Consider the following 11,967-nt stretch of genomic DNA (forward strand, 5'->3'; position numbering starts at 1 on the left):
AAAATGCAAGACAGCAATGCTGCGCACACAACCGTAAATACCAATCCACACAAGAAAGGCAGCAACCTGACATCACTTAAACCGCCAAAGGTCAGAAGGACGATAATAGCGATGGGAATATTGTGCCCCATCATCAACAAATTCCTCCAAATTACACGCAAGCCGAATGCCGTTTTGGGGTAAGGCGTCTGCTTCAAAAATGCACTTGCGGTGATGAAGGTCTGACAGCTATCTGAAATGGACTGCGATATAAAAAGAAACAATACATGACTGACGCAGAAAAATGGCAAATAGGTCTGGACATCAATCTTGAATACTTGAGATCCAATCAGCCCGAATGCGCCGATGAAGATGGCGGTATTAATGGATATCCATACCGGCCCAAGAAACGATCTTCGATATTGCTTGAGGATATCCTCCAGCCCCAGATGCAACCAAAAGCGCCAGAGCTTCAATGCATCTTGTACATCGGACAACAACAATTGCAGCTGAGAAAGCGGCTTCAGACCAGAAGCTTGCATGCTCTCAACACCCCTTCTTGCGCACGAAGGGATGCACACGCTCATCCGTATCGGCCGCAATGGATGCGCTGCGAATCACATCCACCGTTTCGATGCAATGCCGCGCATCCGCCAAGCCGTACCCACGGCCCGCCAGGATCTCGCGGTAGCTGGTGGTATGCAGATCGGTGAAGCCTTCGGAAAACTCGAGTTGCTCACCGCTGACATCGATGTTGCGGTACGTGGGCTTCTTGCCTTTGACTTCGTCCGGAAGATCGTTGGCGTCGATGGACAGAAACCACCGCACCCGGGCGCGTTCGTATTCCAGATAGCCGGCGGCCTTGGTTTCCTCGCTCAGGTGAATGCGATTGTCCTGGAGCTTTCCGAAGATGAAGTGCAGCATGTCGAAAAAGTGCACACCGATGTTGGTGGCCACGCCGAACGATTTGCGCGGGTCGCCCTTCCAGCTCTCCAGGTACCACTTGCCGCGCGATGTGATATAGGTCAGTTCGACATCGAACTTGGTGTCCTTCGGTGCCGCAGCCACTTTGTCACGCAGCTTCAGGATCGCGTCATGGTGGCGCAACTGGAGAATGTTGAACACCCGCCGGCCCGTCTCCTGCTCGATGCGCGCCAGTTCGTCCATCAATTGCGGCGTGGGAACGAGCGGCTTTTCGCAGATGACATCACACCCCAGGCGCAGGCCAGCGGCGATGTGGGCATGGTGCAGATAGTTGGGCGAGCAGATCGACACGTAGTCGAGTGCGGTGGCCGGGTCGCGCTTGAGCTGGTGTGCATGCTCTGCAAACCGTTCGAACTCGGTAAAGAAGTCGCTCTGCGGCGAAATGCTGTCGATGATGCCGACCGAGTCGTTGATGTCGTAAGCCACGGCCAGATGGTTGCCGGTGTCCTTGATGGCACGCATGTGGCGGGGCGCGATGTAGCCAGCGGCGCCGATGAGGGCGAAGTTTTTCATGACGGATCCGAAGGAAAGATTTACAGGCGAAAGACGGTGAAGCCGGCCTCGGCGGCCTGCTCGCGGTTGTAAAGGCTTTTGACGTCGGCCAGGACAGGCTGTGCGCCACGGCAGTACGCGCGAAGCTCCGCGGGCGTGGCCTGCCGGTATTCGTTATGGCCGACGGCCACCACCAGTGAATCGACCGGATGGTCGGCATCGACCTGCCCCAGTGGCAGGCCGTACTCGTGATCCACCTCTTGCGCGCTGGCCCAGGGATCGGCGATCACCACGTCCGCACCCCACGCCAGGAACTCGCGCACCATGTCCACGACCTTGCTGTTGCGGATGTCCGGGCAGTTTTCCTTGAACGTGATGCCCAGGATGCCGATGCGGCAGCGGGGCACATCCATGCCATTCTTCAGCATGAGACGAATGGTGTTGCGCGCCACGTAGCGCGCCATGTTGTCGTTGATGCGCCGCCCGGCCAGGATGACCTGCGGGTGATAGCCCACTTCCTCGGCCTTGTGCGTCAGGTAATAAGGATCGACGCCGATGCAGTGTCCGCCCACCAGACCGGGACGGAACGGCAGGAAGTTCCATTTGCTGCCGGCTGCTTCCAGCACGTCGAGGGTGTCGATGCCCAGCCGTTCGAAGATGACGGACAGCTCATTCACCAGGGCGATGTTCAGGTCGCGCTGGGTGTTTTCGATGACCTTGGCGGCTTCAGCCACTTTCAGGCTGCTGGCCTTGTGGGTGCCGGCGGTGATGATGCTGCCGTACAGGGCGTCCACGGCATCGGCCACCTCGGGGGTGCTGCCGCTGGTGATCTTCTTGATCTTGGTCAGCGTGTTGACCCGGTCGCCGGGATTGATGCGCTCCGGGCTGTAGCCGCAGAAGAAGTCGGTGTTGAAGGTCTTGCCGCTGAGCCGTTCGAGCACCGGCACGCACACTTCTTCGGTCGCGCCGGGATACACGGTGGATTCGTAGATGACCACGGCGCCGTCCGGCATGACCCGGCCCACCGTTTCGCTCGCCTTGATCAGGGGCGTCATGTCGGGGCGGTTGGCCTTGTCCACCGGGGTGGGCACCGTCACGATGAAGACCTTGCAATCGCGCAGGTCCTCGGGGTTGGCGCTGTATTGCAAGTGGCTGGCGGCTTGCAGGTTCTCCGGGGTCACCTCCAGCGTACCGTCCTGGCCCGATTGCAACTCGGCGATGCGTGCGGCATTGATGTCAAAGCCGATGACCGGCCGCTGGCGGCCGAACTCCACCGCCAAAGGCAGGCCTACATAGCCGAGCCCGATCACGGCAATCCTTGCTTGTTCTAGATTCATGTTTTTATGTGGGAAGAATGGGGAGGGTCAGTTGCGGGAGCCGCCCTGCTCGCAGGCCAGGCAGCCGTCACGCCAGTCGCAAAGGCAGCCCATCATGAAACGCCTTCGGCACCCGTAGAGCGCCCATAGATGTCGTCGAACCGGACGATGTCGTCCTCGCCCAGATAGTCGCCGGATTGAACCTCGATGATTTCGAGGGGCGTCTTGCCCGGATTGGCCAGCCGATGGCGGCGGCCCACCGGAATGAACGTGGACTCGTTCTGTGCCAGCAGGTAGGTGTCTTCGCCATTGGTGATTTCGGCGGTCCCCCGCACCACCACCCAATGCTCGGCGCGGTGGTAATGCATCTGCATGCTCAGGCGCGCACCCGGGTTCACCACGATGCGCTTGACCTGAAAGCGTTCACCGCTGTCGACGGCGTCGTACCAGCCCCACGGACGATGCACCTTCCGGTGGTGGTGGGCCAGCGCGTGTCCTGCCTGCTTCAGCCGGGCCACGATGTGCTTGACGTCCTGGGTGCGGCGCTTGTCGGCCACCAGGACCGCATCGGGTGTTTCGACGACCACGATGTGGTCGAGCCCCACGCCGGCCACGAGCCGGTGGGTGGACATCAACAGGGTGTCCTGGCTGTCTTCCAGCAGGGCATCGCCCACGGTGGCGTTGCCTTGGCCGTCGCGCGGCAGCACGCCCCACAGGGCATCCCAGGCACCCAGGTCGGACCAGCCGGCCTGCAGCGCGACCGCGAACGTGGGGATGCCGATCTCCGGCATCAGCGGCAACCGTTCCATCACGGCATAGTCGATGGAATCCGAAGGGCAGGCCTGGAAGGCGGCCGCGTCAGGCCGGATGAAGTCGAGATCACGCTGCGCCCCCGCCATCGCGGCCTCGCAGGCCTGGAGGATGTCGGGGCGGCAAGCACGCAGAGCGGCCAACCACTGGCTGGCGCGCACCATGAAAAGGCCGCTGTTCCAGAAATAATCACCCGCATCGAGATAGCGCTGCGCGGTCGCGGCATCGGGCTTCTCGGCAAAGCTGGCAATGCGGTGGATGCCCGCACCCTCCGGGCCCGCCGCATGGCACTGGATGTAGCCGTAGCCGGTTTCCGGCCGGTCCGGCACGACGCCGAACGTCACCAGTCCGCCCGACAGGGCCATGGAATGGGCCCGCCGGACCGCGGCGTGAAACGCGGGCAAATCCTTCACCACGTGATCGGCCGGCATGGCCAGCATGATCGGATCATCGCCTCCAGCGCATGCCTGCAAGGCGGCCAGCGTCAGTGCGGGCGCGGTGTTGCGCCCCTCGGGCTCCAGGAGTACGCGTGCCGTCCGGATGCCGACTGCCAGCAACTGGCTGGCCGCGATGAACCGGTGCTCGGTGTTGCAGACCAGGATGGGATCGGGCGCGACGCCGATCTCCGGCGCCCACCCCTGCAGCCTCAGTGCCGTGTCCTGGAGCATGGTGCGGGGACCGGCCAACGCCAGAAACTGCTTGGGATAGGCCTCCCGCGACAGGGGCCACAAACGCGTGCCCGACCCGCCGCACAGGATGACCGGCAACAACGGCTGCGCCAAGGTCATGGCTGCGTTCCATCGCCCATCACGCGCGCGCGCAGGCTTTCATTGTCGGCCTGCAACAGGGCCAGCCGCTGGTTCAGACGGCGGACATCCCTCTCGATGCGGGTGTTCACCATGTCGGTGTGCAACGACTTCACCAGCAGCACCATGCTGGCCAGCAGCAGCAGCAGCGCAGGGGGATAGCTGATGCCCAGCAGCTTGGCCAGACGATCGATCAGTCCCGGCCAGGCCCCCAGCAAGGCAGCGGCCCCAGCCACCACCACCCAGAACAGGCCGTGCATCAGATACAGGTGATCCCTGCGGATCAGGTAAAGGATCAGCACCGCCAGGCCGATGCCCATCAGCGCGGTGGTTGCTTGCAAAGACGCCATTGGACTCCCGAATCTATGGATCTGACCCGCATCGGGCGTTTGATTGAGAGCACCGCCGGGAACAGCGCCCATCCCTGCTTGGGGACCAAGCGGACTGCGGGCGCCGAATCACCTCCGGCCTCAAGGAGGTCGGTATTGTAGGTGCACGCCTCATCCATCCCTCAGCCGCCGTCCTTCCTGTGGGCGCGCCGCACTCCCACTGCCAGTCCCCCTCTTGAAATGCGAAAGAATGCCCGTATCATTAGCACTCGACGCGACCGAGTGCTAGCAACGCTGGCGCCAAGCCGCTGAAGTCAGAAAGCGCCCGCACCCTGCGGGCGTGTTGTTGATGTCGCAATCCTTTTTTGAACCAGGAGAGATGCAATGAACCTTCGCCCCCTGCACGATCGCGTGATCGTCAAGCGCATTGAAAGCGAAACCACGACCGCTTCCGGCATCGTGATCCCCGACAACGCCGCTGAAAAGCCCGATCAAGGTGAAGTGCTGGCCGTCGGTCCCGGCAAGAAGAACGACAAGGGCGAGCTGATCGCCCTGAACGTGAAGGTCGGCGACCGCGTTCTGTTCGGCAAGTACTCTGGCCAGACCGTCAAGGTCAACGGCGACGAGTTGCTGGTGATGAAGGAAGACGACCTGTTCGCAGTCGTCGAGAAGTAAGCCTTTCGGCCCTTTTCCCGAACATCCTGTTTACTGAATCCGGAGAAATCAAATGGCAGCAAAAGACGTAGTTTTCGGCGGCGAAGCCCGCGCCCGCATGGTCGAAGGCGTGAACATCCTGGCCAATGCGGTCAAGGTCACCCTGGGCCCCAAGGGTCGCAACGTGGTGCTGGAGCGCTCGTTCGGCGCCCCCACCGTGACCAAGGACGGTGTGTCCGTGGCCAAGGAAATCGAACTCAAGGACAAGCTGCAGAACATGGGCGCCCAGCTCGTGAAGGAAGTGGCTTCCAAGACGTCCGACAACGCCGGTGACGGCACCACGACCGCCACCGTGTTGGCACAGGCCATCGTGCGCGAAGGCTTCAAGTACGTGGCCGCCGGCATCAACCCCATGGACCTCAAGCGCGGCATCGACAAGGCCGTGACGGCCCTGGTGGAAGAGCTGAAGAAGGCTTCCAAGGCCACCACGACCTCCAAGGAAATCGCCCAGGTGGGTTCGATCTCCGCCAATTCCGACGAAACCATCGGCAAGCTGATCGCTGACGCCATGGACAAGGTCGGCAAGGAAGGCGTGATCACCGTGGAAGACGGCAAGTCCCTCGAGTCCGAACTGGACGTCGTGGAAGGCATGCAGTTCGACCGCGGCTACCTGTCGCCCTACTTCATCAACAACCCCGAAAAGCAATCCGCGATTCTGGACAACCCCTTTGTGCTGCTGTTCGACAAGAAGATCAGCAACATCCGTGACCTGCTGCCCACGCTGGAGCAAGTCGCCAAGGCCGGCCGTCCGCTGCTGATCATTGCCGAAGAAGTCGAAGGCGAAGCCCTGGCGACGCTGGTGGTCAACACGATCCGCGGCATCCTGAAGGTCGTGGCAGTGAAGGCCCCTGGCTTCGGCGACCGCCGCAAGGCCATGCTGGAAGACATCGCCATCCTGACGGGCGGCAAGGTCATCGCCGAAGAAGTGGGCCTGACGCTCGAGAAGGTCACCCTGGCTGACCTGGGCCAAGCCAAGCGCATCGAAGTGGGCAAGGAAAACACGATCATCATCGACGGCGCCGGCGCCGCTGAAGACATCGAAGCCCGCGTCAAGCAAGTGCGCGTGCAGATCGAGGAAGCCACTTCCGACTACGACCGCGAAAAGCTGCAAGAGCGCGTGGCCAAGCTGGCTGGCGGTGTGGCGGTGATCAAGGTCGGCGCTGCCACCGAAGTCGAAATGAAGGAAAAGAAGGCCCGCGTGGAAGACGCCCTGCACGCCACGCGCGCAGCGGTGGAAGAAGGCGTTGTGGCTGGTGGCGGCGTGGCACTGCTGCGCGCCAAGCAAGCCGTGGGCAACTCGATCAAGGGCGACAACGCCGATCAGGACGCCGGTATCAAGCTGGTGCTGAAGGCCATCGAAGCCCCCCTGCGCGAAATCGTGAACAACGCCGGCGGCGAAGCCTCGGTCGTGGTGAACGCCGTGCTGGCCGGCAAGGGCAACTACGGTTTCAATGCCGCCAACGACACGTATGGCGACATGCTGGAACTGGGCATTCTGGACCCCACGAAGGTCACCCGCACGGCCCTGCAGAACGCCGCGTCCGTGGCCTCCCTGCTGCTGACGACGGAATGCATGATCGCTGAAGCCCCCAAGGACGACGCACCGGCCGGCGGCGGCATGCCCGACATGGGCGGCATGGGTGGCATGGGCGGCATGGGCATGTAATTGCCAGCCGCACCGGACGGGATGCACTCCCGCCCGGCTGCTCCATCAAAAAACCCCGCAGGTTGCAAGGCCTGCGGGGTTTTTCTTTGGCGGGGCCGTGGGTACGGCCCGCAGGATCGAGGGGCCGCTCAGAAACGGTAGGTCGCGCTCAGCACCACGTTGCGCCGGGGCGCCCACCAGCAATCGCCGCGCGACAGGCAGGTGCTCATGTACTGCTTGTCGGCCACGTTGTTGATGTTGAGCGCGTAGCGCCATGCCTGGCTGTCATAGGCCAGCAACGCATCTCCGACGAGCGACGATGGAACGCGCGGGCCGGAACCATCGCGGAACGCGGAGAGATACCGCACCCCGGCCCCGGCCGAGAAGCCGCGAATCCCCGCGACGGAAAATCGATACAGCCCCCACACGGCCGCCTGGTTGCGGGGCAGTCCTTCCAGGGTCGGATCCACATTGGTGTAGTTGTAGTGGGCGATCAGATCGAACGCGGTGGTCACGCGGGTCTTCAGTTCCAGCTCCAGCCCCTTGTTGCGGGTCTGGCCGGCCTGCAGCGTGTTCATCGGATTGGTCGGATCGGTGACCTTCTGGTTCTTTTCCTTCAGGTCGTACACCGAGGCGGTGAACGAGGTCGCGCCGCCTTCGGGCAGGTACTTCACCCCCACTTCGATCTGCTCGCCTTGCAGCGGCTTGAAGCGGGCCCCCGAGGTGTTGGTGCCGCTTACCGGGCTGAACGACTCCGCATAGCTGATGTACGGCGTCCAGCCGCCGGCCAGTTGGTACATCACGCCCAGGCGCTTGGTGGTGTCGCTGGTGCGGTCATCGGCCGAGCCGGCCAGGGCATTCGCCACGCGGTCATGGCGCAGGCCGGCGATGAAGATCCATCGGTCCCACTTCATCTGGTCCTGCACATAAATGCCGGTCTGGCGCTGCACGTTCCGGGGCTGCGCGGTGAGCGGCCGGTCGGTCCGCCCGCTGTACACCGGCGCGAACGCGTCGATGGGCGAATCGTAGGCATCGCCGGATTCCGCCTTGTCCTCCGACTGGCGATTCCAGTCGAGGCCCAGCAGCAACTGGTGCTGCACGGCGCCCGTGGTGAGCCGGCCCAGCAGGTTGGTGTCGACCGCGGCCATGCGCGTGCGGGTCACGTTCTGCCCATACAGCCGGCCGATCAGGCGCTGGTTGACCGGGTCGGCGCCCCACCCGCCCGGATCGGTGAAGAAGTCCGCATAGTGGTAGCCGCCCCGGTTCTCGTTGCGGGCCCAGCGCAGGTTCTGGCGCGCCGTCCAGGCATCGTTGAAACGGTGTTCGAACTGGTAGCCGATGGATTGCCGATCGGTGTCGTAGTAGTCGCCCGGCTCGCCGATGAACCGGCTGGTGGGCAGCTGCCCGTTGGGATTGGGAAGCAAGGTGCCCGACCAGGGCAGGAACTGCGACGTGCTGCCCGAGCGGTCCTGCTGCCAGTGCGCCTGGAGCAGCAGCGACGTCGCCGCATTGGGCCGCCACATCAGCGACGGCGCGATCAGAGGCGGCGGTCGTCGGGCACGTGGTCCACCTGCGTGTCGGCGTCGCGGGCCAGCGCCACGAGGCGGTACGACCACTGGCCATCGGCCGTGAGCGGGCCGGTCAGGTCGGCCTGCAGCTGCTTGCGGTTCCAGCTGCCGATCTGCACGCCCACTTCGCGCTGCGCTTCCTGCAGCGGGCGCTTGCTCACCATGTTGACCACGCCCGCCACGGTGCCGGTGCCGAACAGCATGCCCGAAGGACCGCGCAGCACCTCCAGGCGCTCCAGCGTGTACAGCTCCGCGGGCGTGGTGCTGGTGTAGTAGTTGTAGCTCTGGCGCAAGCCATCGAGGTAGATGTCCGGGTAGCTGCCGCGCACGCGCACGCTGTCGGAGCGGCTGTCCAGACCATAGGCATCGCTGCGCACGCCCGCCGCATAGAGCAGCGCGCCCTGGAAGGTCGTCGCGCCCTGGTCGACCATCTGGTCGCGCGTGATGACGGTGACCGATTGCGGCGTTTCGCTGAGCGGCGTGTCGGTCTTGGTGGCCGTGGTGGCGCTGCGGGCGCGGTAGCCCACCACGGGGCCGGTGGCGGATTCCTTTTCTGCGTTGGCATCCACCCGCACTTCAGACAGCGTGGCGCCCACGCCCTGTGCATGCGCCCAAGGCACCAACCCCAGGGCGGCGGCCACGCAGGCAGGGCCCCGCAGATCAATGAATTTCATGGCAAATATAAATAGTATTGATAACGATTCCCATTTTAAAAATCGATCGCCTATTCGTAAGCCATTTGTTGCAATCGGGCGACATCCCGGCGCGGCATTCCCGGCATGGTGCGCAACCGCCGGCCAGGCGCCTGCCCCGCCGTTCGCCCACGAAAAATCCCCGCCGGTCTTGCAACTTGCGGGGATGGGGGGAGGCGCGGTGGATGGCAGCGCCGGCAGCAACCGCGCAGCGCCGGCCGTTCAGGTCAACGCAGTTGGCGCAACAGGCCGGCGGTCGAAGCGTCCAGCCCGTCGGTGTCTCCCGAGGACAGGCGGGGCTCCAGCTCCCGGGCCAGCACCTTGCCCAGTTCCACCCCCCACTGGTCGAAGCTGTTGATGCCCCAGACCGCGCCACTCACGAACACGCGGTGCTCGTAGAGCGCGATGAGCGCGCCCAGCGATGCGGGTGCCAACTGGTCCAGCACCAGGAACGTGCTGGGGCGGTTGCCGGTGAAGTGCCGGTGCCCGGACTCCTGCGGCCGGCCCAGCATCAGCGCCTTGGCCTGGGCCAGGGCGTTGGCCACGAGGCGCGAATGGTGGTGCGGCAGGTCGCGCGCGCCCTTGCGCAGCGCGATGAATTCCACCGGAATCACGTCGGGCCCCTGGTGGACCATCTGGAAGAACGCGTGCTGGCCGTTGGTGCCGGGTTCTCCCCACACCACGGGCGAGGTCTGCACCGCCAGCGGCCGGCCTTCCCAGTCCACGCCCTTGCCGTTGCTCTCCATCTCCAGCTGCTGCAGGTAGGCCGGCAGCCGGCGAAGGCCGTGGCTGTAGGGCGCCACGCAGCGGCTGGCGAACCGGTGGAAGTTGCGGTACCACACGTCCAGCAGGCCGAGGCGCACCGGCAGGTTGCGCTCCAGCGGCGCGTGGCGAAAGTGCTCGTCCATCGCGTGGGCGCCGGCCAGCAGGTCGCGGAAATGCGCCGCGCCGATGGCGATGGCGATCGGCAGGCCGATGGCCGACCACAGCGAATAGCGCCCGCCCACCCAGTCCCAGAAGCCGAGCGTGGTGTCGATGCCGAACTCCGCCGCGGCTTCGACGTTGGTCGTCAGCGCGACGAAATGGCGCGACACCGACACGCGCCCGGCCTGCCGCGGACTGCCGCCGTGCGACAGGAACCAGTCGCGCGCCGCATGGGCGTTGGACATGGTCTCGGCGGTGGTGAACGTCTTGGAGGCGATGAGGAACAGCGTGCTCTCGGGCCGCAGCGTGTGCAGCAGCGTGCCCAGTTCCTGCCCGTCGACGTTGGAGACGAAGTGCAGGCGCTTGTCGCTCTGGCGCAGGTCGTCCAGCGCCTTCACCACCATGGAAGGCCCGAGGTCCGACCCGCCGATGCCGATGTTCACGATGTCGGTGATGGCGGTGTCGGCACGCACGCGCTCGGCCAGCGCCAGCATCGCGTCGAGCGTGGTGTGCACGTCGCGCAGGCTGTTTGCTACGAAATCAGTAGCACCAAGGGCATGGTTTTCTAGGGCATCGGCCGGATTTCGCAACAACCAGTGCATCACCGCGCGCTGCTCGGTGTGGTTGATCGCCTCGCCGGCGAACATGGCGTCGCGATAGGCCTCCAGACCGCATTCGCGCGCCAGCTGCATGAGCAGCGCCTCGGTCGGCCGGTCGATGCGGTTCTTGGACAGGTCGGCGAACAGGTGCGGCGCCTCCTGGCTGAAGTTTTCGAAGCGCAGCGGGTCGGTGGCGAACGCCTGGCGCACGTCGAAGGTGCGGCCGATGTCGTCGTAGCGGGCCTGCAGCGCCGCCCAGGCGGTGGTGTGGTCGCAGCGGATGCGTTGGGGCATGGTCATGGGTCAGGCGGCCTGCATCATGTGTTCGAGCTTGGCCGCATCGGCCGCGAAGGCGCGGATGCCTTCGGCGAGCTTCTCGGTCGCCATGGCGTCGGCATTGAACGCGTAGCGGAAGGCGGGCTCGTCGTATTCGACGGCCGGCAGGTCCAGCGCGCGCGCCGCCTCGGGGTCGAGCGCGCGGGTCAGCGGCGCATCGCTGGCCGCCAGCTGCGCGAGCAGGTCGGGGGCGATGGTCAGCAGGTCGCAGCCGGCCAGCGCGGTGATCTGCCCCACGTTGCGAAAGCTCGCCCCCATGACCTCGGTGGCGATGCCGAAGTGCTTGTAGTACTGGTAGATCTGGCGCACCGACTGCACGCCAGGGTCGTTGGCGCCGGCCATGGCCACCTCGTCCCACTGGGCGCCGGCCTGCTTCTTGTACCAGTCGTAGATGCGGCCGACGAAGGGCGAGATCAACTGCACCTTGGCGCGGCCGCAGGCCACGGCCTGCACGGGCGAGAACAGCAGCGTGAGGTTGGTGTGGATGCCGCGCTCTTCCAGGATGCGGGCGGCTTCGATGCCCTCCCAGGTGGCGGCGATCTTGATGAGCACGCGGGCGGTGTCCACGCCCTCGGCCTGGTACAGCTCGATGATGCGTTCGCCCCGCGTGACGGTGGCCATGGTATCGAACGACAGGCGCGCATCCACTTCGGTGGAGACGCGGCCGGGAATGAGGGAGAGGATTTCGCAGCCGAACCGCACGATCAGCCGGTCCATGATTTCTTCCACCGGATGGTTCTTCCAGCGGGTCACGGCCTCTTGCAGCAGGGGGG

The 11,967-nt window shown here is 64.5% G+C and carries 9 protein-coding genes and 1 pseudogene; 2 read left to right on the plus strand and 8 right to left on the minus strand.

All coding sequences use genetic code 11. The features are described 5' to 3' along the window. The 5 genes from AC27KI_RS12815 to AC27KI_RS12835 form a co-directional block, all read right to left on the minus strand. The coding region (locus tag AC27KI_RS12815) for an ABC transporter permease (protein ID WP_487114116.1) at nt 1-521 on the minus strand (521 nt) is incomplete at its 3' end. A gap of 4 nt (nt 522-525) precedes the next feature. Beyond that, nucleotides 526-1,476 carry a Gfo/Idh/MocA family oxidoreductase gene (locus AC27KI_RS12820; protein ID WP_487114118.1) on the minus strand — a complete coding sequence of 317 codons (951 nt, stop codon included), beginning with the start codon at nt 1,474-1,476 and terminating at the stop codon, nt 526-528. Nucleotides 1,477-1,496: 20 nt separating this feature from the next. Then, nucleotides 1,497-2,792, minus strand: a complete 1,296-nt coding sequence (locus tag AC27KI_RS12825) for a nucleotide sugar dehydrogenase (RefSeq protein ID WP_487114120.1) — start codon at nt 2,790-2,792, stop codon at nt 1,497-1,499. 92 nt (nt 2,793-2,884) lie between these two features. Continuing rightward, the gene (locus AC27KI_RS12830) at nt 2,885-4,369 is read right to left on the minus strand and encodes a mannose-1-phosphate guanylyltransferase/mannose-6-phosphate isomerase (protein WP_487114122.1); all 1,485 of its coding nucleotides are present in this window, start codon (nt 4,367-4,369) and stop codon (nt 2,885-2,887) included. Then, on the minus strand, nt 4,366-4,737 hold the full coding sequence (locus AC27KI_RS12835; protein WP_272567478.1) for a DUF2304 domain-containing protein: 372 nt from the start codon (nt 4,735-4,737) through the stop codon (nt 4,366-4,368). The genes AC27KI_RS12830 and AC27KI_RS12835 overlap by 4 nt, the downstream gene beginning before the upstream one ends. A 363-nt stretch (nt 4,738-5,100) precedes the next feature. Between AC27KI_RS12835 and AC27KI_RS12840 the strand changes: the two genes are divergently transcribed. Together AC27KI_RS12840 and groL are read left to right on the plus strand one after the other, a co-directional pair. Continuing rightward, the gene (locus AC27KI_RS12840) at nt 5,101-5,391 is read left to right on the plus strand and encodes a co-chaperone GroES (RefSeq protein ID WP_011804151.1); all 291 of its coding nucleotides are present in this window, start codon (nt 5,101-5,103) and stop codon (nt 5,389-5,391) included. A 52-nt stretch (nt 5,392-5,443) separates the two neighbouring features. Beyond that, nucleotides 5,444-7,096 carry a chaperonin GroEL gene (gene groL / locus AC27KI_RS12845; protein ID WP_272567476.1) on the plus strand — a complete coding sequence of 551 codons (1,653 nt, stop codon included), beginning with the start codon at nt 5,444-5,446 and terminating at the stop codon, nt 7,094-7,096. A gap of 128 nt (nt 7,097-7,224) precedes the next feature. On the opposite strand, the pseudogene AC27KI_RS12850 reads toward groL, so the two are convergent. From AC27KI_RS12850 to AC27KI_RS12860, 3 genes and pseudogenes are all read right to left on the minus strand, one after another. Then, nucleotides 7,225-9,317: pseudogene (locus AC27KI_RS12850) on the minus strand (TonB-dependent siderophore receptor). Between the two features lie 245 nt (nt 9,318-9,562). Then, nucleotides 9,563-11,158 (minus strand): glucose-6-phosphate isomerase, encoded by a 1,596-nt coding sequence (gene pgi / locus AC27KI_RS12855; RefSeq protein ID WP_487114124.1) that lies wholly within the window; start codon nt 11,156-11,158, stop codon nt 9,563-9,565. A 3-nt stretch (nt 11,159-11,161) separates the two neighbouring features. After that, a partial coding sequence (locus AC27KI_RS12860) for a transaldolase (RefSeq protein WP_487114126.1) occupies nt 11,162-11,967 on the minus strand: 806 nt, incomplete at its 5' end.

The organism is Acidovorax sp. KPB24-03 (assembly GCF_057546605.1).

What these genes read in the sequence shown, in the direction of transcription:
- AC27KI_RS12820 (WP_487114118.1), bottom strand. Translation starts at nt 1,476, where the DNA reads ATGAAAAACTTCGCCCTCATCGGCGCCGCTGGCTACATCGCGCCCCGC.
- AC27KI_RS12825 (WP_487114120.1), bottom strand. Translation starts at nt 2,792, where the DNA reads ATGAATCTAGAACAAGCAAGGATTGCCGTGATCGGGCTCGGCTATGTA.
- AC27KI_RS12830 (WP_487114122.1), bottom strand. Translation starts at nt 4,369, where the DNA reads ATGACCTTGGCGCAGCCGTTGTTGCCGGTCATCCTGTGCGGCGGGTCG.
- AC27KI_RS12835 (WP_272567478.1), bottom strand. Translation starts at nt 4,737, where the DNA reads ATGGCGTCTTTGCAAGCAACCACCGCGCTGATGGGCATCGGCCTGGCG.
- AC27KI_RS12840 (WP_011804151.1), top strand. Translation starts at nt 5,101, where the DNA reads ATGAACCTTCGCCCCCTGCACGATCGCGTGATCGTCAAGCGCATTGAA.
- groL (WP_272567476.1), top strand. Translation starts at nt 5,444, where the DNA reads ATGGCAGCAAAAGACGTAGTTTTCGGCGGCGAAGCCCGCGCCCGCATG.
- pgi (WP_487114124.1), bottom strand. Translation starts at nt 11,158, where the DNA reads ATGACCATGCCCCAACGCATCCGCTGCGACCACACCACCGCCTGGGCG.